The following is a 25,436-nucleotide window of genomic DNA, read 5'->3' on the forward strand; positions in this document are numbered from 1 at the left end:
ATGGCAACGTTAAAGACTCTCGAAGTATCGCAAGCAGAAATGGCAACAGAATATCTTAAGAAAATCTTATTAGCACCAGTATACGATATTGCTATTGAGTCGCCTTTAACGCCATGTGATAAAATTTCAGCGCGGCTAGGTAATGGTAATCAGGTCTTCTTAAAACGTGAAGACCAACAGCCAGTGCACTCGTTTAAGTTACGCGGGGCATATACCAAGCTCTCAAATTTACCTGCTAGCCAACGAGACAAAGGTGTTGTTGCTGCCTCAGCAGGAAATCATGCCCAAGGTTTAGCGTTAGCGGCCCATAAACTTGGTGTAACAGCAACCATTTGTATGCCAATCACCACGCCAGATATTAAAGTTGATAACGTGAGGCGCTTAGGAGCAGATGTTCGGCTAATCGGTAAAAGCTTTAACGATGCGCAATCGGCTTCAATTGACATAGCGTCTAACGAGCATAAAACCTTAGTACATCCTTTTGATGATCCAGATGTTATCGCTGGCCAAGGGACTGTCGCTAAAGAGTTATTGCAACAAAATCATCAGCTTGATGCGGTTTTTATACCTGTTGGCGGTGGTGGATTGTTAGCCGGCATGGCGGTTTATTTAAAACAATTACGTCCTGATATTAAAATTATCGGTGTTGAAGCGGAAGATTCGGCATGTTTGAAAGCCGCGCTTGAAAAGGGTGAACCGACAGATTTAGAACAGGTTGGCTTATTTGCTGATGGTGTGGCTGTTAAGCGAATCGGTCAGCACACGTTTGATGTTATCAAACAATATTGTGACGACGTGATCACCGTAACCACTGATGAAATCTGTGCGGCTATTAAAGAAGTCTTCGAGCAAACGCGTGTAATTGCTGAGCCGGCAGGCGCTTTATCGTTAGCGGGTATCAATAAATATTGCCAAACCAGCCAAGGTAATGAGCAACTTGCTGGTATTTTATCAGGTGCCAATATGAATTTTCACAGCCTACGTTATGTTTCAGAGCGCTGTGAATTAGGAGAGCAAAAAGAAGCGGTGTTTGCCGTTACCATTCCTGAAGAAAAAGGCAGTTTTAAACGTTTCTGTCAGTCGCTTGGCTCTAAAGTGATCACTGAATTTAACTATCGATTCGTTGGTAAAGAGCAGGCAGATGTCTTTGTTGGTGTAAAAATTGGCGGCACTCAAGAACGCAAGGCGTTGTGCCAGAAATTAAACGAACAAGGTTTTGTCGCTATCGATCTTACTGATAACGAACTAGCTAAGTTACATGTGCGGTATATGGTTGGTGGCCCTAACCCTAATTCAGCGCAAGAACGATTATTTAGGTTTGAGTTCCCAGAAGCGCCAGGTGCATTAGAAACCTTTTTGGAAACACTTGGTGAGCTTTGGAACATTACCCTGTTCCATTACCGTAACCACGGTGCAGCCTATGGTCAGGTATTAGCGGGTTTTGAAGTAGATAATGATGAGCAGTTAGCTTTTTTTAGACACTTAAAAGCGTTGGGTTACAAATGGCAGGAAGAAAGTCAAAATCCAGCTTTTAAAGCGTTTTTAAGTAAATAATACGCAGGGGCAACGTCATGAATACCTTGCCCCTACTTTATCTTAAACCCAAGGTTACTCGCCTTTATCAGCTAATTTAGCTTCAAGTTCGGCGATTTTCTTTTCAAGTTCGTTTAATTGTGTACGTGTTTTTAATAGTACTTGCGTTTGCACATCAAATTCTTCACGAGACACAACATCAAGCTGAGATAATTTACGTTGAATAACGGTTTTTGTTTTGTCTTCAAAATCGTTAGCTAAGTTTTTCAACCCCGGAGGAATTGACTCGGTAACTTGTTGGGCAATTTCTTCAATTTTCTTAGCGTTAATCATCATTACGTCCTATTAGTTTCGTGTTGTTATTGTAATCTATTTTTATTTTTGCGGTAGATTTTTATGTCACTAAATGTTGTTTATGGTGTGCTTAATTACAAAAACAGGTAAAATTGCCCTTTTCTAAAAGAGGTAAAAAGCATTGGCAATGAAATTAAACCCAAGACAAGCAGAAGCAGTAAAATATGTTTCAGGTCCTTGTTTAGTCTTAGCGGGCGCAGGTAGCGGTAAAACCGGGGTTATTTGTCAAAAAATTGCTTATCTCATTCAAAAATGTGGTTACAAAGCACGTAATATTGCTGCGGTAACCTTTACCAATAAAGCGGCACGTGAAATGAAAGAGCGTGTCAGCAATATGTTAGGTAGAGATCTGACACGTGGCTTAACCGTGTCAACGTTCCACTCCCTTGGCCTAGATATTATCCGAAAAGAAATCAAAACCTTAGGTTATAAACCTGGTTTTACGTTGTTTGACGATCAAGACACATTGGCTTTACTTAAAGAGCTAACGGCTGAAGAGCTTGATGGCGACAAAGACTTACTCAGTAAGCTGCAAATGATGATTTCTAATTGGAAGAATGATTTATTATTGCCCGATCAAGCGATTGAATACGCAAGTGATTCCGATACTCGTTTGTACGCCGAGTTTTATCAACGCTATCAAAAACACATGAAAGCATACAATGCGCTCGATTTTGATGATCTTATCCTTATTCCTACGCTACTGTTTAGAAACTTTGCTGATGTCAGAGAGCGCTGGCAAAACAAAATTCAATATATGTTGGTCGATGAATACCAAGATACTAATGCCAGCCAGTACGAGTTAGTCAAGCTTATCACTGGTGACAAGGGGTTGCTGACGGTTGTAGGTGACGATGACCAATCTATCTACTCTTGGCGTGGCGCAAAGCCGCAAAACCTAGTGTTATTAGGTAAAGATTACCCTAGCTTAAAATTGATTAAGCTAGAGCAAAATTATCGTTCTAGTGGCCGTATTTTAAAGTGCGCCAATATTCTGATCGCCAACAACCCACATGATTACGATAAAGCACTATTTAGCGAGCTCGCCTATGGCGTAGAACTTAAAGTTGTAGAAACGAAAAACGAAGAGCATGAAGTAGAGCGTCTTGTCGGTGAACTTATCGGTCATCGCTTTATGAATAAAACGCAATATCGTGACTATGCGGTACTTTATCGTGGTAACCATCAATCGAGATTGCTTGAAAAAGCATTAATGACTAACCGTATTCCTTATAAGATTAGCGGTGGTACGTCATTTTTCTCGCGTGCCGAAATTAAAGACATGATGGCGTATTTACGGGTGATCGTGAACCCAGATGATGACAATGCATTTTTGCGCATTGTTAATGTACCAAAGCGCGAAATTGGCCCTGCCACTTTAGAAAAGCTTGGTACTTATGCCAATATGCGCCAAATCAGTATGTTTGCAGCAAGCTTTGAATTGGGCTTAGAGCAGCACCTAACTGGGCGTGGTTTAGCACATGTACAAAAGTTTACTCGTTGGATAGTGGAAACTGCAGACAATGCCCAGCGCGGTGATACCTCTGCAGTATTGCGCGCCATGGTTAGAGAAATGAATTATGAAGATTATCTTTATGATTCATCAACCAGCGCCAAAGCCGCTGAAATGCGAATGAAAAACGTCACGCAGTTATTTAGTTGGGTAAATGACATGTTGGAAGGTACCGACATGGATGAGCCGATGACACTGGCTCAAGTGGTTACCCGATTAACACTTCGTGACATGATGGAGCGCGGTGAAGAGGAAGAAAACGCGGACCAAGTGCAATTGATGACGCTGCATGCCTCTAAAGGTCTCGAGTTTCCATTTGTTTTTCTTATCGGCATGGAAGAAGGCTTATTACCTCATCAAACGAGTGTGGATGAAGGCAATGTTGAGGAAGAGCGTCGCCTTGCTTATGTAGGCATTACACGAGCACAAAGAGAGTTAATTTTTACTTATGCCAAAGAGCGTCGTCAATTTGGTGAGGTTGCGCGAACAGAGCCAAGCCGATTTTTACACGAATTGCCGCAAGATGATTTGATTTGGGAAAATACTCGCAAACCAAAATCTAGAGAAGAGACTCAGCAAACAGCCAAGGCCGGCGTGGCTAACCTAAGAGCGTTATTGAAAAACAAGTAATGGCTAATAGCCATGAATGAAATGATTAAGCTAACGTTTCTTCGTTGGCTTTATATTTTTGTTGACCCGACTATAACTTCACCCTTCAAGATTGTTGAGAACTAACTGCTGGAGGATGAATATGAATAAAGAAAGATGGGTAACTATTTTGAAGATGGCGGGTATTACCGAAGCACAAATGTTAGCTTGGCATCAGGCATTTGAAAAATAAGAGCCACAAGCACATCAATCATCTCTAGAGGACTTACAATTAGTTCAAGACGAGATTGAAAGATTCGCGCATTGTAATCTTAACTTTATATGGTCCCGTTCAACGCTGATTGGGACCATTTACCACGTTATTTATTTTTCTATTAAGCTAAAACACATTCACTCAATAGCTTATTGAAACCAACAATGTCAAAGCTACCACTGATCTCAAAACCAACTTTACCTACGCTACTGATATACAGCTGAATTTCACAGTCTAAATCTAATGAGCCTGACGTCTCTATCGAGAAGGTTTGGATTTTACTGTATGGGATTGACGTATAATCGACTTTAGAGCCTGTAATACCCTGTACGTTTGCCGCAATCACGCGTTTATTGGTAAAAACTACTTGGTCACGAAAGGTTTTAAATACGGCAAAAATCGCTTCGCCGTCAATTAAAAAACGGTGAAAGTCCTCACGTGCTTTGTCGGTATCAATAGGCTTTAGTTTAAAAATGTCTGAGCTGTTAAAGTCGATCATCGTATTTCCTTATAAAAATATGGGGTAAAGTAATACATACCCTGCCCCCTTTATTTGAAAATATCAATCATTAATCAAGTGTGTCGAACATTGCCATAAGAAGTTGTTTATAACCAACTAAGCCGAGTAATTCTTCTGACTCAATAACAGGGGCGCAAGATAAACCAACTTGATCAAATAAACGCGCGCAGTAGCGAATATCTAATTCTGGCGCGATTGGAATAACAGGTTTAGTCATGACTTCGTAGATATTCACTCGTTCAGGTGCTTTGTCTTTAGCGAGCACCTTTTTAGCGATATCAGACAAGAGCAAAATACCATAGGCATCGTGTTGATCGCGTTTATTGACGATAACCACATCGCAATTGCTTTCTCGCATTGCATTAATTGCATCTTTTACTGTCGCAAGACCGTCTAACTTAATAAAGTTTTGGGTCATTACGTCTTTTGCTTTGATTGAAACTTTGTTACTCACAGCTCATTCTCCACCGTTGAGGTTAACTGACTAATTTGATGATTCACGCCAACGGCGTCTTCGACGTCTATTTGAAAGGCAATACCTGTGCCCGGCTTTTCATCAAATTCACCGACCTTGGCAATGGTTTCTAAAATATGTCGACTCAAGTGTTCCTCAACGAGAAACAGCAAAACGTCACGTTGTGTATCAAGTGATAAACCAAAAAACGTCTTAGGTTTTTCTAACCCTTCACCACGCGCATTATTAATAACCGTAGCACCGGTAGCACCAGCTTTTCTTGCTGCATGCATCACTGTATCGGTATTGCTATCGTCCGTAAAAACGATGATCATTTTAAAATGCATTCATTTTCTCCAATTAGCCTAACTTAGATAGGCATGTGTTTGATTAGTTTTGTTTTTTAGCTCGCCACTCTGAGAGCTGGGCGTAGGCCATAACAGAAATAATCGGAAATAAACTTGCAAAAGCAATTAAGCCAAAGCCATCAATTAACGGGCTTCGCCCTGGAACCGTTTCAGCTAAACCAAGGCCTAATGCAGCAACTAAAGGTACCGTTACCGTCGATGTGGTAACACCACCGGAGTCATAAGCCAGTGGGATAATCATTTTGGGCGCAAACATTGTTTGGATCACCACCACAATATAGCCAACAATGATGTACCAATGTATTGGGTCGCCTACGACAATGCGGTAACAGCCAAGGGAAATACCAATCGCTACACCAATGGCCACTGAAATACGTAGCCCCCAAACGCCAATGGCACCACCTGATACATCATTCGCTTTAATCGCTACTGAAATTAAAGAAGGCTCTGCAATCGTCGTACTAAAGCCAATTAACAAGGCAAAAATATAGACCCAAAAATAGTCTTGCCAATGTAGTGCAATATTTTTTACCGCTTCGCTACTATCGACACCGGCAATAAATGCAGGATCTGTTAATTGTTGCGCCATTAATTTCCCTAGCGGGAATAACGCCCACTCAAGCCCTATTAGAAATAAGGATAGTCCAACAATAACCCATGCAAAACCTGCTAACACCTTAGCTAAGTTTGGAATAGGCTTGCGGATAATGGCAAATTGAAAACCAAATAATATCGCAGCAATTGGCAATACATCGGTAATTGTCGTTAACAGGGTACTAATAAATTCACTCAGCATATCGATAATTGTCATAGCATCACCATGCCGTACGCCATAACAAAAATCATTGGAGTGAGTGAAGCGAGCGCTATTAAACCAAACCCGTCTGTCATTGGGTTTCTACCAGAAATAGATGAGGCTAAACCGACACCTAATGCGGTAACTAGGGGGACTGTGATGGTTGAAGTTGTGACACCGCCCGAGTCGTATGCAATGCCTATGATTTCAATGGGGGCAAAAATGGTCATTACGACAACCATGATATAGCCACCGATAATGAGCCATTGAATAGGCCAACCTTTAATGATGCGCACAACACCGATTAAAATAGCTAACCCAACACTAAACGCTACGGTATATCGTAAGCCTGATGCATAGCCATTCATAGCTTCTTGAGTGGTGGCAATCATATTACCACTCGCGGCTACTTCAGCCGCTTCATCGGCGATGGCAATAAGTGCGGGCTCGGCAATGGTCGTACCAAACCCTAGCGAGAAGGCAAAAATCATCAGCCAAATGACACTGCCTTTTTTCGCAAAGGCGTGGGCCATGGTTTCGCCGATTGGAAACAAGCCTTGTTCTAGGCCATGGATAAAGAAGGTTAAACCAAGTAAAACAAAGACAACACCAATCAGCACTTGGCCAACATTGGGTAAAGGTTCTTGGATTATAAATAATTGGAAAAACAAGATGACAAGCACGATCGGCGCTAAGTCGCGCATGCTATCTATCAAAAACCTTCCTAATTTTTTGAATGTAGCTATCAAGATAATCTATACACTAAAAACTGATTTGTTATTAGTGTATAGATTATCTTAGAGAAAGAGTTTGATTTATGACAAACAAATTATCAATATCGTAACAAATCAAACCATTCCCCAACGTTTTGTTAATGCGTTGGGTTATGACAGTAAAAGGTGAGTAAGACTATTTCTTTAGTGATTGGCGAAGGAAAATTGCGGCAGCAGCGAACAATACGCCACTAATAATCAAGTGAGTAGTGAACATCACGCCACTAGAGATTAAAAAACTACCGCCAATAATGCTTAAAATAATACGTTTTTGGCTTTGTTGACTTTGCTGATTGAGCTCTACCATTAAACGTTGTTGAGCTTGATGGTTTTCTTTACCGGCTTGCAAATAGTCGTAAACCAGATCAGGAATTTCAGGTAGCTTTTCATTCCAAAAGGGTAGGTTGTCTTTTACTTTTTTATAGACCGCTTTAACACCCATTTGCTCTTTAACCCAATCTTCTAAGAATGGTTTAGCAGTATCCCACAAGTCGAGCTCTGGATATAACTGACGGCCTAACCCTTCAATATAAAGTAACGTTTTTTGCAGCAATACAAGCTGAGGTTGTACTTCCATATTGAATCGTCTTGCGGTGTTAAACAGGCTAACAAGTACCTGACCAAAGGAAATTTCGGCCAACGGCTTGTTAAAGATTGGTTCACAGACCGTGCGAATAGCGAATTCAAACTCGTCGACATTTGTTGAACGCGGAACCCAACCTGAGTCAACGTGAAGTTGGGCAACTTTATAATAATCACGATTAAAAAACGCAACAAAGTTTTCAGCTAAGTAACGCTTATCTTCTTTGTTTAGTGTACCAACGATTCCGCAGTCAATAGCGATCCATGTAGGGTCATCGGGATTAGTTGCGTTAACGAAAACATTACCAGGGTGCATATCTGCATGGAAAAAACTATCGCGAAAAACTTGCGTGAAAAACACTTGAACGCCACGCTCAGCAAGCAACTGCATATCAACATTATTTGCTTTTAGCTGCTCAACTTCGCCGACACCTATGCCATAAATACGCTCCATCACGAGTACGTTTTTATGACTAAACTCGCTATAAACTTCAGGTACATAGAGAATGCGGTCATAGTCATGACCTTGGCTAAAGTTACGCTTAAGCTGAATACCGTTAGCAGCCTCTCTTAGTAAATCAAGTTCATCTAAAATGGTTTTTCGATATTCATTCACGACTTCTTTCGGGCGAAGACGCTTACCGTCGGATAACCATTTAGCAACAAACCCAGCAAAGTACGCCATGACTTCTATATCGGCATGTATAACTGACTCAATATCAGGGCGTAGCACCTTAATCACGATTTCTTTTTCAACACCTTCGTGTAGCAAAGTTGCCGTATGCACTTGCGCGATAGAAGCCGAGGCCAGTGGTGTTAACTCAAAGTTGCTGATACTGGTATTGAAGGTCTCTTCACCGATAGCGTCAATGATGATTTGTTTCGCCGTTTCACCATCAAAAGGTGATACTTGATCTTGTAGCAGCGCTAGCTCATTGGCAAAGTCGTCAGGTAGTAAATCTCGACGCGTCGATAACATCTGACCAAACTTAATAAATACAGGGCCTAATGATTCAATAGCTAAACGAAAGCGAACCGCTTTGGGCTTGTCTTTATGCTTGTTACGCAACCAAAATAATGCGCTTTTTCCTAGCTTTACGTACCAAGGTAGTAAATGTTTAGGGACAAGCTCGTCTAAGCCATATTCTAAAAAGGTTTTGACGATTTGATGTAAACGTTTACTTTTCACTAGGCTACTTACTCTTTGGTGAAATTAATTTGTTGGTCGAGTTTGGTTAACCGTTGCATTAACCCATTTACGCGTTGGCTTACTTGATTAACATCGTTTTTAAAATGTTGAATTTCAACATTATTGACAGCGAGCTTCTTTTCATAAACCAGCCATTGGCTAAAGTCTTCAGAAATTTGTTGTTTGGCAAAGTCCGCTTTTTCTTGCACAAAACCAAACGCTTGGCTTAAACGATATGTGGCGACATCGCCAATATGCTTTGCTATTTCAGACTGCCAGTCGATAGTAAGCTGTTCAAAAACCTGAGCAAATTGTTGAGCAGTTTTTAAGTCGCCCTGAATATCGAGTTTTTCTTGCTTGATAAGTTCTGTTAATTGCTGAGATTGTTTTAGCTCGGCGAGTGTTTTTAAGCTTGTAGAAATTGTACAGTCACTTTCTACATCATCAGTTAACACATAAGCAGTTGATTGACTAAAACCTATCGTAATAGGAACGCCAATCTCATCAATATGAATCTTTAGGTGCTTACCTGCTAGCTGCTCAATCGGTACACGCGTATTGATGTTTTTAGCTAATGCTTGGTTGATTGCAGCTTCAATAGCACCGCCAAGCATTTGGGTAGGCAAGAGCCAATTCATCATTAGAATTTGTACCCTTTGTGCAATGCGACAATACCACCGGTTAAGTTTTTATAGGTGGTTTGTTCAAAGCCCGCTGATTTCATCATGTTTTCAAGGGTATCTTGATCTGGATGCATACGAATTGACTCAGCTAAATACTGATAACTTTCACCATCTTTAGCAACTAATTCACCCATTTTAGGCAAAATATTGAAAGAGTAAAAATCGTAGGCTTTATTAAGTATTTCATGTTCTGGCTTAGAAAACTCAAGCACCAGTAGTCGACCACCTGGCTTTAACACGCGGTACATAGAGCGCAGTGCTTTATCTTTATCAGTGACGTTACGTAGACCAAATGCAATGGTGATAATATCAAATGTGTTGTCTTCAAATGGCAAGAATTCAGCGTTTGCTTGCACGTATTCAATATTTTGAACAAGGCCTCTATCGCGCAATTTATCGCGTCCAACATTAAGCATCGAGCTATTAATGTCAGCTAAAATAATCTGGCCGTCTTTTCCAACAATTTGTGAAAATTTTGCGGTTAAATCACCAGTACCACCAGCAAGGTCAAGCACTTTATTGCCAGGGCGTACACCAGAAGCATCAATGGTAAAACGCTTCCATAATCGGTGAATACCAAAAGACATCAAATCATTCATCACATCGTATTGCGCAGCAACAGAGTGAAACACGTCTGCCACCATCGATGCTTTGTTTTCAGCTTCTACGGTTTTATAACCAAAATGTGTGGTGTTATCGTTTTGACTTGATTGATCGTTAGATGCCATGTGATTGCTCTACTTAAAAATTATCGCTCTAGTTTACTGTATGCGTCGCGTGACAACAATTGTTCTGTATCAAGCGTTTGAATATTTTTCTCGATTGCCTAACCAGCGCTCAATAAGCGCGTTGGCTTGTTCAGGGTATTTTTTCCAGATTAAGTAGGCGTGTTGCTGCACTTCTGGAATGATTTGCGCGTCACGCACTAAATCAGCAATTTTTAAATCGGCTAAACCTGTTTGTTTCGTCCCTAAAAGCTCTCCAGGGCCACGAATTTCTAAGTCTTTTTGCGCGATGACAAAGCCATCATTGCTATCACGTAACACACCTAAACGTTTAATCGCTGTTTTAGATAGTGGATTTTTATACATCAACACACAATGAGAGGCGACAGCGCCTCGGCCTACACGTCCGCGTAATTGATGCAGTTGAGCTAAGCCTAAGCGTTCAGGATTTTCAATCACCATAATACTCGCATTTGGCACGTTTACACCAACTTCAATGACGGTGGTAGCCACTAATAAATGCAAATCTCCAGACTTAAACGCTTCCATTACTTGCTGCTTTTCTGCCGGCTTCATTCGTCCGTGCACCAGCCCAATATGAAGCTCCGGTAATTGGCTTGCTAAATAATTTGCCGTATCTTCCGCCGCTTGGCATTGCAATACTTCCGATTCTTCAATAAGCGTACATACCCAATACGCTTGTCGATTATCTTTAGTGCAACCTTCTCTAATGCGCTCTATGACCTGATCACGACGCTCATCGGGCAAGGCTACCGTTTGAATAGGTGTACGTCCCGGCGGCAGCTCATCGATCACTGATGTGTCTAAATCTGCATATGCCGTCATCGCTAACGTACGCGGGATCGGCGTCGCTGTCATGATTAACTGATGTGGATATTTATTATCAAAAGCGCCTTTTTCTCGAAGAGATAAGCGTTGGTGAACACCAAACCTATGCTGTTCGTCGATGATGATCAGCGTTAACTTGTGGAAGTTCACTTGGTCTTGAAATAGCGCATGCGTGCCAACAGCGAGTTGAATTTCTCCAGAGGCTATTTTCTCTAATGCTTCGCGGCGCGCTTTTGCTTTGGTTTTACCCGCTAGCCAGCCAACGCTAATACCCAAAGGTTCAAACCACTCTTTAAAATTGATGGCATGCTGCTCGGCCAATATTTCAGTGGGTGCCATTAAAGCAACTTGATAGCCCTGACTAATCGCAGTTATCGCTGCCAAAGCCGCCACTAAGGTTTTACCTGAACCAACGTCACCTTGCACTAAACGCATCATCGGTGTGTCTTTCGATAAATCGTTACGAATTTCTTCAACAACACGTGTTTGTGCGTTGGTTGGTGAAAACGGCAAACTAGCTAAAAATTGACTATCAAGCTTATCATCAACTTGCAGTGTAACGGCGAAGTGTTTTTCAGTAGACTCGCGCAGTTTAAGCATACTCAAATTATGAGCAAGTAACTCTTCTTTGATCAGTCGCAATTGTGCAGGGTGTTTGCCTTCTTCGAAAGCAATCGTTGATGCGTCTGGTGGCGGCCGATGAATAATTGCCAGTGCTTGCGCTAACGTGTAAGGCTCATTTAAATATTCCTCCGGCAACAACTCTTGAACGTGACCACGCTCTAGTCTAATCAATGCTTGTTCTGTCAGGTTTCGTAGGGTGATTTGCCTAAGGCCATCAGTGGTTGGGTAAACCGGCGTTAACGTTTCTTCTACTGGGGTAAGCTCTTGATCTTTATCTAAGGTTTTATACTCAGGGTGAACAATTTGAAAACCTTGAGGCCCGCGCTGTATTTCACCATAACAACGAATTTCAGTGCCGATACTTAAGTGATTTTTTTGAGCGGCGCTAAAGTGAAAAAAGCGCAGAGTAACATTGCCAGTGCCGTCGTTAATGGTAACGACCATCATACGACGTCGACCTTGAACCACCTGATTATTTGTTACTTCGCCAATGATGTTAGTAAAAACACCAGGCAATAAATCGCGAATTGCTGTAATACGGGTGCGATCTTCATAACGGTTGGGTAGATGAAAGAGTAAGTCTTGTACCGACACCAAACCTATTTTAGCTAGCTTTTCGGCCATGCTTGGGCCAACCCCCTTAAACGAAGAGAGTGAAATAGCTGATAAGTTTGTTAATCCTTCCTTGACTTGCCCTGTCATATATTAGCGTTGCACCTGAATCGATTAGTCGTCGATATCTTGCCAGTTTTCCTGACTCATTTGCATTTTATTCCACCAATCTTTTGATGCGATGATTTCACCTTCTTCATCAATATGTGGGTAAGGTAGGCCTTTCGTTTTACACACTTTTGCAAAAATTGGGTGACCCCCTTCAAACAACATACGTTGGCGAACTTCTTCATCGATAGTAGGTTTACCATACATACCAGCTGCTTCGCGTTGACGCTGTGCTTCATAAAGCACAACAGCGTTGGCAACTGAAACGTTCAGTGATTGCACCATGCCAATCATTGGAATAATGATATCTTGATCCGCCAGTTCAAGTGCTTCTTTAGAAGCGCCAAATTTTTCCTGGCCTAAGATGATGGCTGTTGGTTTGGTGTAATCAATTTCTCTAAAGTCGACAGCTTTTTCAGATAAGTTGGTAACAAGCACTTGCATGTTCTTTTCTTTTAACACGCTAATAGCTTCTTTAGTTGACGTGTAGTTGTGCACGTCTACCCAGTTTTGGCTACCTGTCGCAATACCCCCTGAAACGCGCATTTGTTCGTTTTTCCAAACCGCATGCACTTCACTAACACCAATAGCATCACACGTTCGTACAACGGCGGCTAGGTTGTGGGCTTTATGCACGCCTTCCATACAAACGGTTAAGTCTGGTTGACGGTTGTTGAGCATGCTGAGGATTCGTTGGTGTCTTTCTGGTGTCATGTTTTCTACTTTCATTGCTCGTCGAAATCATCACAGGTGCATTGATGATTTTCTTCGTCAATGCACTTTGTATGATTCTACACGGCAATAAAAAGCCTATATAAAGTCTTAATATGCGTAATTTTATGCTGAAATTTGAGTAATTGGTATTGGAATTATGAAACGTTTGGTAATTCCATTACACCGTCAATTTCAATATCTACGCCTTTTGGTAGCTGTGAAACACCAATAGCAGCGCGTGCCGGATACGGTTCGGTGAAGTATTGGCTCATAACGTCATTCACAGTGGCAAAGTTTGATAAATCAGTCATGAAAATATTCACTTTCACCATGTCATTGATTTCGCCCCCTGCAGCTTCACAGACAGCAACTAGGTTCTTAAATACTTGATGTGTTTGAGCTTCAAAGGTGTCACCTACCACTTCCATCGATTGAGGATCTAATGGAATTTGGCCTGATAAATAAACGGTATTATTTACTTTTACCGCTTGGCTGTAGGTACCAATTGCGCTTGGTGCGTTTTCTGTTGAGATAATTGTTTTCATTAGGTTCTACTTATTTCTGATAACTTTTTGGACATCAACCATCACTTTGATTTTTCTCATGATATCGGCAAGGTGAATTCGGTCGTGGCAGGTAAGCTCCATGTCAATCACATAAAGGTTTGAGTCTTTCTCACCTGAATTTAACGCGTGAACGTTAGAACCACAACGTGCAACAACGTTGGTTAGCGCGGCTAATGCACCTTGGTGGTTGATAATTTCAATTCTTAGTTTAGCGATAAAATCACGTTCAATATCGCTATCCCATTTCACAGGGAAAAGCTTACCTTGCTCTTGGCTTTTAACATTACCACAGCCTGTTTGGTGAACAATCAGCCCTTTTCCAGGGCTTAAGTACGCCATAATCGTGTCGCCAGGAATAGGTCGACAACATTTACCATAGCTAACCAACATACCTTCAGTACCTTTAATTGGCATTTTGGTCTTTGGATCGGTATTTTGGCTTTCATGCTCTTCGGTAAATTCATCGGTTAGTCGGCGTGCAATACCAATGCTAAGTGCATTACCTAAGCCGATATTAATCACTAAGTCATTGAAAGATTCATGACCCGTATCAACTACTACCTGTTGTACTTTTTCTGTTGGAATGTCTTCAATTTTTGTTGAGCCTAAAGCATGGCTTAATAAACGAAGCCCTAATGCATGAGATTCATTTTTCTCTTGAGAGCGCAAGTAAGTTCGGATTTGCAGGCGTGCTTTTGCCGTCACTACAAAGTTTAACCAGGTTGCATTTGGTCTAGCTGCGCTAGAGGTTATAATTTCTAATGTTTGACCAGAGTCAAGCGGGCGACTTAATGGGTAAGTTTTTCTGTCTACCTTGACACCAACACATGAATTGCCGACATCGGTATGCACGGCATAGGCAAAATCAACTGCAGTCGCACCCATCGGTAATTCGACAATGCGACCATCAGGTGTGAAGACATAAATTTCTTCAGGGAATAAATCTGATTTGACGTTTTCAATAAATTCAAACGAACTACCGGCGCTTTGTTGTAGCTCAAGCAAGCTTTGCATCCAACGATGTGCTTTCATTTGCGCCGTTGTGCCACCACTTTCATTGTTATCTTGTTTATATAACCAATGTGCAGCAACACCTTTATCCGCCATTTGGTCCATATCTTGGGTACGAATTTGAATTTCTACCGGGATACCATGTGGACCAATTAATGAGGTATGTAATGACTGATAGCCATTAGTTTTAGGAATGGCGATATAGTCTTTAAAGCGTGTTTCAATTGGTTTAAACAGGTTGTGCATGGCACCAAGTGCGCGGTAACAGTCATCGAGTTTGTCAGGCACAATAACGCGAAACGCATAGATATCCATCACCTCGTTGAACATCAATTCCTTATTTTTCATCTTGCGATAAATGGAATATAGATGCTTTTCACGACCAATAACTTCCGCTTGAATGCCACTTTCAGATAAGCGAGAGATTATCTCTTCATGAATGTTGTTAATAATTTCTTTGCGGTTACCACGTGCTTGGCGAATAGCACTCTTTAATGCGCGAGAACGCATCGGGTACATGGCTTCAAAACCCAGCACTTCTAATTCATTTTTAATGTCATGAATACCAAGACGGTTAGCAATTGGAGCGTAGATTTCTAATGTTTCACGAGCAATGCGGCGACGTTTATCAGGTCTGAGTGACTCTAATGTGCGCATGTTGTGAGTACGGTCGGCAAGTTTAATTAAAATCACGCGAATGTCTTGGGTCATCGCCAAGACCATTTTGCGGAAGTTTTCCGCCTGCATTTCTTCTTTATTATCAAACTTCAGTTTGTCGAGTTTACTTACGCCTTCGACAAGTTCAGCAACGGTAGAGCCAAATAACTCGGCAAGTTCATCTTTGGTTGTTTCCGTATCTTCAATAACATCGTGTAACAGTGCCGCCATCAAGGTTTCATGATCAAGGTGCATTTTGGCGAGGTTAATTGCTACAGCAACAGGGTGAGTAATATATGGGTCGCCACTTGAGCGCATTTGGCCATCGTGAGCATCACGCGCAACAACAAACGCTTGTTTTAATAGGTCGACCTGTACTTTGGAAAGATAAGTAGAAACCAATTCTTTTAATGGTTCAAACAAATACACTAATAGCTCCCCTGAGACTAAATTATTGAACTACTGTTAACTGATATGACACGCAACACCTTTAACTTTGGGGTTATCCTAAGCATACGTTGAATTGTTGCTATTGCCAACGTTATTTAATTAATTGTTATGTTCAGTTTTTTGGATGAATTTGAGGTATAAAAAAACGCGTAAAAATTTACGCGTTTTTCTTGCTGATTGTTAAGTAGCGACTAGCTATTGCCACCAACAATTGCTGCAACAGCAGCTAACTCAGCTGATTCTTCTTCAACTTGTTGATGACGATCTGCTTCGTCCATCAAGTCGTTGTTGATTAAACCTTTTTCGATTTCACGTAATGCGAGTACTGTCGGCTTGTCATTCTCTAATTCAACAAGAGGTTCTTTACCGCCTGTTGCAATCTGACGTGCACGACGTGAAGCCATTAAAATTAAATCAAAACGATTACCTACTTGATCTACGGCATCTTCAACTGTAACGCGAGCCATTGGCTACTCCAACATTTAAAACTTTATAAAACAGCCCATTATTTTACTAAAGGGGGCTAACAACTGCAATCAATAAGTTACTGATTTAGGATCTTTTTTAATCAGCGATCAGATCGTTAAACATTGCTTGGTGTTTTGCAATTTGCTGATCGCGCTTTAAGCGCTGGTTATTTACAATCGTTTTTAGATCGTCAACGGCTTGATCAAAGTCATCATTTACGATGATGTAATCAAACTCTTGATAATGAGAACATTCAGATTGTGCTTGTGCCATACGGCCTGCAATAACTTCGTCACTGTCTTGGCCTCGACCTTTGAGGCGACTTTCAAGTTCAGCTTTTGAAGGTGGGGCAATAAATATTGTCGTCACTTCCGGCTTCTTTAAACGTACTTGTTGAGCACCTTGCCAATCGATATCTAAAAACACATCAATACCTTGTGCTAATTGATCGTCTATCGCTTTTTCAGAAGTACCGTAGTAATTGCCAAACACTTCAGCGTATTCGTAGAAGTGGTTTTGTTTGATTTGTTTCTCAAATTCAGCCTTCGCAACAAAATGATAATGCTGGCCATTAACTTCACCTGGACGAGGATCACGTGTTGTTGTAGAAACCGATACTTGCAGGGGTCTAGGCGACGCCAACTTTAAAAGCGCGCTAATTAAGCTAGATTTTCCAGCGCCACTTGGCGCAGACAAAATGAATAGGTTACCTGGTACAGTCACGATATAGCCTTTTCGTAGTGAATGATAAAGCGCAGTATTTTCGCATTTTTTTATTTAATAGCAAAATAAAAAAGGCGACTGAATGTGAGCCCAGTCGCCTTTTATCATCTTTTTTCGCCGTTAAAGAACGTTAGCAATTGATTTTGCTAAGTAATCAACGTTGCTATTAGCAATACCAGCAATACTCATACGGCTTGAACCCACCATGTAAATTGAGTATTCATCTTGCAGGCGTTGAACTTGCTCTGGTGTAATACCTAAGAACGAGAACATACCTTTTTGACGAGTAATAAAGCTAAAGTCACGTGTTACGCCATTTTCAATGAGTTTTTCAACAATTAAACGACGGTTACCGTTAATACGGTCACGCATTTGCGTTAACTCGTTATACCACTGATGGCGTAACTCGTCTGAGCTTAAAATAGTTTCTACTAATGCTGCACCGTGTGCTGGTGGCATTGAGTAAATAACGCGCACTACAGCCAGTAATACAGAGTAAGCTACGTCAACGGCAGAAGAAGACTTACCAATAATAGTCGTTGCACCAATACGCTCACGGTACAAGCCAAAGTTCTTAGAACAAGAGCTACATACAACCATTTCTTCAACGCTGTCAGCCATTAATCGTAAGCCGTAGGCGTCTTCATCTAAACCGTCACCAAAACCTTGGTAAGCCATATCGATAACTGGTAAGAAGCCTTTAGCTTTAGCAACTTCAGCTACTTGCTGCCATTGCTCTTGATTTAAATCCATACCGCTTGGGTTGTGACAACAAGCGTGAAGCAATACAGCGTCGTCGCTATTGACTTCTTTTAACGCAGCTAACATACCATCAAAGTCTAACGATTTATTTTCATAGTCGTAGTATGGGTATGTTTTAACGGTTAAGCCTGCTGCTTCAAATAAGCCCGTATGGTTAGCCCATGTTGGGTTACTTACCCAAATAGTTGCACCGGCTTTACATGACTTGATAAATTCAGCCGCAACACGCAAAGCACCTGTACCACCCGGTGTAGAAACTGTACGAGCACGATTGCTTGATAACACTTGATGATCGCCAAAGATTAACTTTGACATTTCCTCGTTAAAAAGCGGAGAACCTGTAGGACCAATATAAACTTTGGTATCTTCGTTATCGTGACGGTATTTCTCAGCTGCTTTTACACAGTCTAAAATAGCGGTATGACCCGCTTCATTTTTATAAACACCTACACCTAAATCGATTTTTTGAGGATTTGCATCTTCACGATATTTTGCCAAAAGACCCAAAATAGGATCGGCAGGCAACGCCTTTAAGCTACCAAACATGACTCCAATTACCTTATTGTTTACACGAGGATGATATCAATCAGTGAGTGTGGTTACTGATCAACTAAATATAGGCTTTAGCATAGCTATTTAGATGGCTAAGTTAAAGGGAAATAGATCAAAAAATAACGCTATATTGGAATAAAATATTCCTTAAAACTTTACAAGCTTGGCAACAGGTTTTGACAAGCTGTAAAAATAATTCTGTTTATCCTTAAAAATTTCCAGTGATCGCTGCAATAAAACCAATAATGCCACCAAAAACACCGCCCCAAACGACAAGCCAGCCAAGGTGTTTTTTGATCATATCTTGAATAATTTCTTTGACTAAACTCGGCGTTAATTCATTTAAACGTTGCTCAATGATATTGCTCACTTTTTCTTGAATATTAGCGATATTTGAGTCGCCTTCAATAACGTCTTTTAGGTTTTCATGAAAGCTTTCACTTTGGGTAATATCAACAACGCTTGCGCGCATTTTTTCAATGAAAGGCTCGCGCATAGGTTCAACGGCGTCGCGACCACCGACCATCGCGAGCATACTGCCAAACGACGAGGCTTCGATAACATCAACCAAGTTGTCGAATGCTGGTGTTAGGTCAATTTTTTCAATCACAGGCACAAAATTAATTTGTTGAGCACTGTTGCTTGTTGATAAGAAGCGGTCGATATTTTCCTTAGTAAAAAATTGATTCATCATCAATTGACGAATACCAACCTTAAAATCTTCAAATCTTGCAGGAATAACACCAGAACCATAGAGGCCAGGTACTTTTTCAAAAAGCATATGAATGGCAAGCCAATTAGTTACGCTACCCGACAAAGCGAATAAACCAATGGCATATAAAATGGGTTGCGCTAAAAAATAGCCAGACAGCGTGGTTATTAACGCGATAACGTTGGTCACTAAGCTTTTATTCAACAGATATTTCTCATATTCAAACAAGTTATCGCTATATTATCTAACAGGGTAACGACAATATACAAGCCGGCTAAAAATCGTTAGATTATTAACGAGCAAGAAAATACTAAGGAATTTCAGGTGAATAGATTATCAATGAACAAACGTGCACTGCGCGCAGTGTGGGTTGTTTCAGGGTTACTAACAACGATGCTAACTAGCACGCTAGCCATAGCACAAGAGGTTAAATGGCGTGACGTGCCTGCCGAGAACATGGTGATTATGTCGTTACCCCACGGTGATGTTGTGTTTGAACTTAGCCGTGATTTCTCACCTGAACATGTAAAACAATTTACATCATTAACTAAAGATGGTGTCTACAAAGACAATAGTTTTTATCGCGTAATTGATGGCTTTGTTGCGCAAGCGGGGCCAAGTGAAGAGACAGAAAAAAAATTTAAAATTAATACGCTAGCGATTGAAGAAGAGCGAAGTATTGATGACAAGTGGGCCTACACTAAAGTGCAAGATAACGATTTGTTTGCGCCAATAACGGGGTTTAAAAATGGCTTTGCAATTGGCGTAGATGAACAACAAGGTAAAGCGTGGCTTACCCATTGTCCTGGCATATTAGCGTTAGGGCGAGGTAATGAGCCAGATACAGCAACCAGTCATTTCTATATCACTAATGGTCAAGCACCCCGTTATTTAGATCGCATTATGTCGGTATTTGGTCGTGTGATTTACGGGATGAATCATGTTCAAGCGATTCAAAGAACCTCGGTCATAGAAGGTGAAGATGCAATTCCAGCTGAGTTATATACAAAAATATTAGATATGCAGTTGATGAGCGACTTACCGGCAGAGAAGCAATGGCAAATAGCTGTTGAAGATACCGAAAGCGACGCCTTCATTAAAAAGCTAGATGACAGACGAAAACGCGATCATGCCTTTTTCTATAAAAAACCACCACCGGTATTAGATGTTTGCCAAGTACCGGTAGCGAGCAAACTTATTTATCAACCTAAATAAGCGTTAAGACATGAGCAGCCGCTCATCAATGGGGTGAAAACTATCTGCGGCGTTAATTAATGACGCTGCGGTTAGTTGATGCACACCATAAACCGACGTTTCTACGTCAAACTGAGCGCTCACTCGTTCAAGCAACATATCAAAGTCACCGTCACCTGAAAGTAATATCACTTTGTCTACTTGGCTAGCCAGCTCATAAACATCGAGCGTTATACCAACGTCCCAATCACCTTTTGCTGAACCGTCACTGCGCTGAATAAAGGGCTTAAGCTTTACATTAAAGCCAATATGCTTGAGTGCTTTTTGAAACTTGTGCTGCTGATCATCAGGCGGTGCAATCGCGTAGGCATTTGCGATATGAATATCACCTTGTTTTTCAATTTTTTGCCAGAACTCACGATAGTTAAACGAGCGGCCAAATGCCTGTCGAGTGGTGTAATAGATATTTTGAACATCAACAAAAATCGCAATTTTTGAGGGCATAGCGCCAATACTCATCCAATAGAAGTTCACGGTAGTTTAACAACATACCACACGACAAGTGATAAACTTTTCATTAATTTGAGCTAGCAATGATACAATGCCGGCCTGTTCACTTGTTATCGAGATAACCCGATAACGCTACATACTATCTAAGGGCCTGTTGTGCATTCTACAAACTTCTCTACTTTGAACCTTAAACCTGCGCTTTTCGAAAATTTGGCAAGTTTGGGTTATCACGAAATGACACCTATTCAAGCCCAAACACTGCCCTTGGTGGTATCAGGTAAAGACGTGATTGGCCAAGGCAAAACTGGCTCAGGTAAAACGGCGGCATTTGCATTAGGGTTATTACAACGTTTAGATGTGAAAAGATTTCGTATTCAGTCACTTGTGCTTTGCCCAACGCGCGAATTAGCAGAACAAGTAGCCAAAGATATTCGCACCTTAGCGCGTGGTATTCATAATATTAAAGTACTAACGTTATGTGGTGGCACACCCATGGGACCACAAATTGGCTCATTAGAGCATGGTGCACATATTATTGTTGGCACACCAGGGCGCCTTGAAGATCACTTATTTCGTGGCCGTTTAAAGCTAGATGATGTTAACACATTGGTGCTAGATGAAGCGGATCGCATGCTTGATATGGGTTTTCAAGCAGCGCTTGATAACATCATGGAGCAATGCCCGGTTGAGCGACAAACGCTTTTATTTAGCGCAACATTTCCAGACAAAATTCAAAAAATAGCTGACAGCTTTATGAAGCAACCAGCACTTGTAAAAGTAGCTTCTGTGCATAAAGAAAATGCAATTACCCAAGCTTTTTATCATTTAGAAAATTCAAATGCGCGTTATGATGCGACCAAACGTTTATTGCTTGCCAAGCAAGCACAGTCAGCTGTGATATTTGCCAACACTAAAGTGGAAGTCCATGAACTTTACCAACGTCTTGTCGAAGACGGTTTTAGCGTACTGGCGTTACATGGTGATTTAGAGCAACGAGAGCGAAATGAAACCTTACTGCGATTTGCTAATCAAAGTTCATTGATATTAGTTGCTACTGACGTTGCCGCACGTGGTTTAGATATTGATGATTTAGACATGGTGATTAATTACCATTTAACGCCTGACACTGAAGTGCATGTGCATCGTATCGGTAGAACAGGGCGCGCAGGCGCAAAAGGTATTGCTTGCTCGTTATATACAGATAGAGATACCCGTAAAATTGCTGATCTTGAAACCTACTTTGATATCGTTATAGAGCCTACACAACTGCCTGATGAGTCGATACTCGCAACACAGCCACCAAAAGCTAACATGGTGACTATTCAAATTGACGGTGGTAAAAAACAGAAACTTCGCCCAGGTGATATTGTTGGCGGGTTAACTGGTAAGCAAGGTATTAAAGGCGACCAAATTGGTAAAATTCAAGTAACTGACTTAAAAGCTTATGTTGCAGTACAAAGTAATGTGGCAAAAACAGCATTGAAAAAAATTGAGCGCGATAAAATGAAAGGCCGTACCTTTCGTGCGCGTTTAATGACATGGTAAAACATTAATAACCAAGTAAATCATGAAGAAAACCAATTTAATCACACGAGAAGGCTTTGCTAAGTTACAAGCCGAACTTGACCATCTATGGCGAGAAGAGCGACCTGAAACCACCAAAAAAGTTTCGTGGGCAGCTAGTTTAGGTGATCGCTCTGAAAACGCCGATTATCAATACAATAAAAAACGCTTACGTGAAATTGATCGACGTGTGCGTTATTTAAGAAAACGCTTAGAAGCGATAAAAATTGTTGACTATAACCCACAGCAAGATGGCAAAGTGTTTTTTGGCGCTTGGGTTGAAATTGAAGATGAAGAAGGTGACGTGTTGCGCTTTCGCATTGTTGGCCCTGATGAAATTTATGGCCGAAACGACTATGTTTCAATTGATGCCCCAATGGCGCGTGCACTATTAAAAAAAGAAATTGATGATGAAGCCGTTGTAGCAACACCTAACGGTGAAAAAGTGTGGTTAATAAATAAAATTAGCTATCAAACGGATGAGTAGCATATTTGGCATAACGCCCAATACACGATTAAATAATATAAAACGCTAGATAAAAGCTGATTAGAACGCGCTTAACGCGCTGTGAATCAAGTGCTAGTAACAAACAGCAAGGCAAATAAATGGCAACTATTTCTCAACAGATTGCAGAAGAACTTAACGTAAAACCGGTTCAAATTGAAGCGGCGGTGTCATTACTTGATGAAGGCGCAACGGTGCCGTTCATTGCGCGCTATCGTAAAGAAGCAACTCAAGGGTTAGACGATAATCATCTACGATTTTTAGCACAACGTTTGGTTTATCTTCGCGAATTGAATGAGCGAAAGCAGGTTGTAAAAACGAACATCAAACAACAAGGTAAGTTAACTGACTCGTTAAGCCACGCGATTGATCACGTTGAAAATAAAACACAACTAGAAGACCTATACCTGCCGTTTAAACCAAAGCGCAGAACAAAAGGCCAAATTGCCATTGAAGCGGGCATTGAGCCACTTGCTAAAGCGCTATTTAAAGATACTCATTTAGATCCTGAACTAGAAGCTAAGCTATACATCAACGCAGACAAAGGCTTTGCAGATGTTAAGGCTGTGCTTGAAGGCGCAAGCTTTATCTTAATTGAATACATTGCCGAGCAACCTAGTTTAGTGCAGAAACTAAGACGCTTGATGCAGCGACAAGGGCAACTTACCGCAACTGTTGTGAAAGGGAAAACACAAGAAGGTGCAAAGTATCGCGATTATTTTGAGCACAGTGAAAAGCTAACCAAAGTGCCATCTCATCGTGCATTAGCGATGCTTCGTGGGCGTAATGAAGGCTTTTTACAGTTATCAATTTCAATTGACCCAGAAGGCACAGCAACATCAAGTGCTGAGCAGCTAATTCATGAGCACTTTAATTTTCGCTTAACACAGCAAAAAGGTGCGGCTTTTATCCAAAAAGTGATTCGTTTGGCGTGGAAAACCAAACTGAATGTCTCACTTGAAAACGAAAGCTTAGGGGTATTACGCGAACAAGCTGAGAAAGAAGCGATTAAAGTCTTTGCTAAAAACCTAAGTGATTTATTAATGGCAGCCCCAGCGGGTGAAAAGGTAACACTAGGATTAGATCCAGGCCTACGCACTGGCTGTAAACTTGCTGTTGTTGATGGCACCGGTAAATTATTATCAACTAACACTATTTTCCCGCATGCACCTCAGAATAACTGGGATAAGTCGATGCGCACGATTGTTAATTTGTGCAAGCAGCACAAGGTATCACTTATAGCGATCGGTAATGGTACCGGCTCAAGAGAAAGTGACAAGTTAGTTGCTGAAGCGATTAAAATGCTTGAAAAAAACAAACCGATGAAGGTGATGGTGTCTGAAGCTGGCGCATCAGTTTATTCGGCATCGGAATTTGCAGCAGCTGAATTTAGTGATCTTGATGTTTCATTACGTGGTGCGGTTTCCATTGCAAGACGTTTGCAAGACCCGCTAGCTGAACTCGTTAAAATTGACCCTAAAGCGATAGGCGTAGGCCAATATCAGCACGATGTAAGCCAAAGTTTGTTGAGCCAAAGCTTAGATGATGTGATTGAAGATTGTGTGAACAAAGTAGGTGTAGATTTAAACCAAGCATCTATGCCGTTGCTTGCGCGCGTATCAGGTTTGAATAAAACGATTGCACAAAACATCGTTATTCATCGTGAAGAACATGGTCGTTTTGAAGAAAGAAAACAGCTATTGAAAGTAGCGCGACTTGGGCCTAAAGCGTTTGAACAATCAGCAGGGTTTTTACGTATCCGAGAAGGCAAAAATCCACTCGACATGTCGGGAGTTCATCCTGAAACCTACCCATTAGTAGAAAAAATTATTCAACAACTATCACAACCTGTAGACGCCGTTATTGGACAAACTCAACTGGCGAGCAAGGTAAATAAATCAGCATTAATTGATGCAAACTTTGGTGAAATTACTGTAGATGATGTGATTCATGAGCTTGAAAAGCCTGGCAGAGATCCTAGACCTGAATTTAAAACGGCTACCTTTCAAGAAGGTGTCGAAAAAATATCTGATCTAAAGGTTGGGATGATATTAGAAGGCGTTATTTCTAATGTTGCTAATTTTGGTGCCTTTGTTGATATTGGTGTGCATCAAGACGGACTAGTACATATTTCAGCGATAACGGATAAGTACATTTCAGATCCGCGAGAAGTGGTAAAAGCAGGCGATATTGTAAAAGTTAAAGTACTTGAAGTAGACAGCGATAGAAAGCGAATTAACTTAACCATGCGTTTAACTGACAAAGCACCAGCTAAGCCTAAAGGGCAAGTGGCTCAGCACAGCAAACCGAACGGTCATCAAAATAAGCAAAACCAACAAAACAGACCAAAGCATAAATCAAAGCCTAAACCTATTGGCAATGAAGCCATGGGTAACGCGTTTGCCGATGCCTTTGCTAAGTTAAAGAAGTAATTTTTCTTTTACTGATTTATTAGCACGCTATATCCTATGTAGCGTGCTTTTTAGGGAAGTTAGCTAAACATT

General features: G+C 41.1%; 24 protein-coding genes. 6 read left to right on the top strand and 18 right to left on the bottom strand.

Features of this window, described 5'->3' with window-relative positions:
• Nucleotides 1–1,554 (top strand): threonine ammonia-lyase, biosynthetic, encoded by a 1,554-nt coding sequence (gene ilvA, locus QQK02_RS00795; RefSeq protein ID WP_284206029.1) that lies wholly within the window; start codon nt 1–3, stop codon nt 1,552–1,554.
• Between the two features lie 54 nt (nt 1,555–1,608).
• On the opposite strand, the gene ubiK is transcribed toward ilvA, so the two are convergent.
• Nucleotides 1,609–1,866, bottom strand: a complete 258-nt coding sequence (ubiK, locus tag QQK02_RS00800) for a ubiquinone biosynthesis accessory factor UbiK (protein WP_284206135.1) — start codon at nt 1,864–1,866, stop codon at nt 1,609–1,611.
• Between the two features lie 148 nt (nt 1,867–2,014).
• Between ubiK and rep the strand changes: the two genes are divergently transcribed.
• Complete coding sequence (rep, locus tag QQK02_RS00805) at nt 2,015–4,030, top strand: DNA helicase Rep (RefSeq protein ID WP_284206030.1); 2,016 nt, start codon at nt 2,015–2,017, stop codon at nt 4,028–4,030.
• A gap of 353 nt (nt 4,031–4,383) precedes the next feature.
• On the opposite strand, the gene QQK02_RS00810 is transcribed toward rep, so the two are convergent.
• The 16 genes from QQK02_RS00810 to QQK02_RS00885 form a co-directional block, all read right to left on the bottom strand.
• Nucleotides 4,384–4,761: a PH domain-containing protein gene (locus QQK02_RS00810; protein ID WP_284206031.1), complete on the bottom strand. Its 378-nt coding sequence runs from the start codon at nt 4,759–4,761 to the stop codon at nt 4,384–4,386.
• 70 nt (nt 4,762–4,831) lie between these two features.
• Nucleotides 4,832–5,236, bottom strand: a complete 405-nt coding sequence (locus QQK02_RS00815; protein WP_284206032.1) for a CBS domain-containing protein — start codon at nt 5,234–5,236, stop codon at nt 4,832–4,834.
• Nucleotides 5,233–5,583, bottom strand: coding sequence for a P-II family nitrogen regulator (locus QQK02_RS00820; protein ID WP_284206033.1), 351 nt, complete (start codon nt 5,581–5,583; stop codon nt 5,233–5,235). Before QQK02_RS00820 ends, QQK02_RS00815 begins: the two co-directional genes overlap by 4 nt.
• 43 nt (nt 5,584–5,626) lie before the next feature.
• On the bottom strand, nt 5,627–6,415 hold the full coding sequence (locus tag QQK02_RS00825; RefSeq protein WP_284206034.1) for a DUF1538 domain-containing protein: 789 nt from the start codon (nt 6,413–6,415) through the stop codon (nt 5,627–5,629).
• The gene (locus QQK02_RS00830) at nt 6,412–7,104 is read right to left on the bottom strand and encodes a DUF1538 family protein (protein WP_407704989.1); all 693 of its coding nucleotides are present in this window, start codon (nt 7,102–7,104) and stop codon (nt 6,412–6,414) included. The genes QQK02_RS00825 and QQK02_RS00830 overlap by 4 nt, the downstream gene beginning before the upstream one ends.
• 205 nt (nt 7,105–7,309) lie before the next feature.
• Entirely contained in the window at nt 7,310–8,944 is a 1,635-nt protein-coding gene (gene ubiB / locus QQK02_RS00835; RefSeq protein WP_284206035.1) for a ubiquinone biosynthesis regulatory protein kinase UbiB, read from the bottom strand.
• Between the two features lie 8 nt (nt 8,945–8,952).
• Complete coding sequence (locus QQK02_RS00840; protein WP_284206036.1) at nt 8,953–9,585, bottom strand: ubiquinone biosynthesis accessory factor UbiJ; 633 nt, start codon at nt 9,583–9,585, stop codon at nt 8,953–8,955.
• The gene (ubiE, locus tag QQK02_RS00845; RefSeq protein WP_284206037.1) at nt 9,585–10,355 is read right to left on the bottom strand and encodes a bifunctional demethylmenaquinone methyltransferase/2-methoxy-6-polyprenyl-1,4-benzoquinol methylase UbiE; all 771 of its coding nucleotides are present in this window, start codon (nt 10,353–10,355) and stop codon (nt 9,585–9,587) included. The genes QQK02_RS00840 and ubiE overlap by 1 nt, the downstream gene beginning before the upstream one ends.
• 69 nt (nt 10,356–10,424) lie before the next feature.
• A complete protein-coding gene (gene recG / locus QQK02_RS00850) occupies nt 10,425–12,527 on the bottom strand; it encodes an ATP-dependent DNA helicase RecG (protein ID WP_284206038.1) in 2,103 nt (700 codons plus the stop codon).
• Nucleotides 12,528–12,551: 24 nt separating this feature from the next.
• Complete coding sequence (gene trmH / locus QQK02_RS00855) at nt 12,552–13,259, bottom strand: tRNA (guanosine(18)-2'-O)-methyltransferase TrmH (RefSeq protein WP_284206039.1); 708 nt, start codon at nt 13,257–13,259, stop codon at nt 12,552–12,554.
• Between the two features lie 155 nt (nt 13,260–13,414).
• Nucleotides 13,415–13,804: a RidA family protein gene (locus QQK02_RS00860; RefSeq protein WP_284206040.1), complete on the bottom strand. Its 390-nt coding sequence runs from the start codon at nt 13,802–13,804 to the stop codon at nt 13,415–13,417.
• Between the two features lie 6 nt (nt 13,805–13,810).
• Nucleotides 13,811–15,922, bottom strand: a complete 2,112-nt coding sequence (gene spoT / locus QQK02_RS00865) for a bifunctional GTP diphosphokinase/guanosine-3',5'-bis pyrophosphate 3'-pyrophosphohydrolase (RefSeq protein ID WP_284206041.1) — start codon at nt 15,920–15,922, stop codon at nt 13,811–13,813.
• A 212-nt stretch (nt 15,923–16,134) separates the two neighbouring features.
• Nucleotides 16,135–16,410: a DNA-directed RNA polymerase subunit omega gene (rpoZ, locus tag QQK02_RS00870; protein WP_284206042.1), complete on the bottom strand. Its 276-nt coding sequence runs from the start codon at nt 16,408–16,410 to the stop codon at nt 16,135–16,137.
• A gap of 97 nt (nt 16,411–16,507) precedes the next feature.
• Nucleotides 16,508–17,134 carry a guanylate kinase gene (gmk, locus tag QQK02_RS00875; protein WP_284206043.1) on the bottom strand — a complete coding sequence of 209 codons (627 nt, stop codon included), beginning with the start codon at nt 17,132–17,134 and terminating at the stop codon, nt 16,508–16,510.
• Nucleotides 17,135–17,254: 120 nt separating this feature from the next.
• Nucleotides 17,255–18,442, bottom strand: a complete 1,188-nt coding sequence (locus QQK02_RS00880) for an amino acid aminotransferase (RefSeq protein WP_284206044.1) — start codon at nt 18,440–18,442, stop codon at nt 17,255–17,257.
• A gap of 214 nt (nt 18,443–18,656) precedes the next feature.
• The gene (locus QQK02_RS00885; RefSeq protein ID WP_284206045.1) at nt 18,657–19,364 is read right to left on the bottom strand and encodes a DUF445 family protein; all 708 of its coding nucleotides are present in this window, start codon (nt 19,362–19,364) and stop codon (nt 18,657–18,659) included.
• A 120-nt stretch (nt 19,365–19,484) separates the two neighbouring features.
• Here QQK02_RS00885 and QQK02_RS00890 point away from each other — a divergent pair, with 120 nt between their 5' ends.
• A complete protein-coding gene (locus QQK02_RS00890; protein WP_284206046.1) occupies nt 19,485–20,375 on the top strand; it encodes a peptidylprolyl isomerase in 891 nt (296 codons plus the stop codon).
• A gap of 3 nt (nt 20,376–20,378) precedes the next feature.
• On the opposite strand, the gene QQK02_RS00895 is transcribed toward QQK02_RS00890, so the two are convergent.
• Nucleotides 20,379–20,858: an NYN domain-containing protein gene (locus tag QQK02_RS00895; RefSeq protein ID WP_284206047.1), complete on the bottom strand. Its 480-nt coding sequence runs from the start codon at nt 20,856–20,858 to the stop codon at nt 20,379–20,381.
• A gap of 162 nt (nt 20,859–21,020) precedes the next feature.
• Here QQK02_RS00895 and dbpA point away from each other — a divergent pair, with 162 nt between their 5' ends.
• The 3 genes from dbpA (at nt 21,021) to QQK02_RS00910 (ending at nt 25,364) form a co-directional block, all read left to right on the top strand.
• Entirely contained in the window at nt 21,021–22,409 is a 1,389-nt protein-coding gene (gene dbpA, locus QQK02_RS00900; RefSeq protein WP_284206048.1) for an ATP-dependent RNA helicase DbpA, read from the top strand.
• Between the two features lie 22 nt (nt 22,410–22,431).
• The gene (greB, locus tag QQK02_RS00905) at nt 22,432–22,914 is read left to right on the top strand and encodes a transcription elongation factor GreB (RefSeq protein ID WP_284206049.1); all 483 of its coding nucleotides are present in this window, start codon (nt 22,432–22,434) and stop codon (nt 22,912–22,914) included.
• A 119-nt stretch (nt 22,915–23,033) separates the two neighbouring features.
• Nucleotides 23,034–25,364 carry a Tex family protein gene (locus QQK02_RS00910; protein ID WP_284206050.1) on the top strand — a complete coding sequence of 777 codons (2,331 nt, stop codon included), beginning with the start codon at nt 23,034–23,036 and terminating at the stop codon, nt 25,362–25,364.
• Nucleotides 25,365–25,436: the final 72 nt, after the last annotated feature.

Origin of the sequence: Thalassotalea eurytherma (assembly GCF_030161415.1) — a bacterium.
In the GTDB taxonomy this organism is placed as follows: domain Bacteria; phylum Pseudomonadota; class Gammaproteobacteria; order Enterobacterales; family Alteromonadaceae; genus Thalassotalea_G; species Thalassotalea_G eurytherma.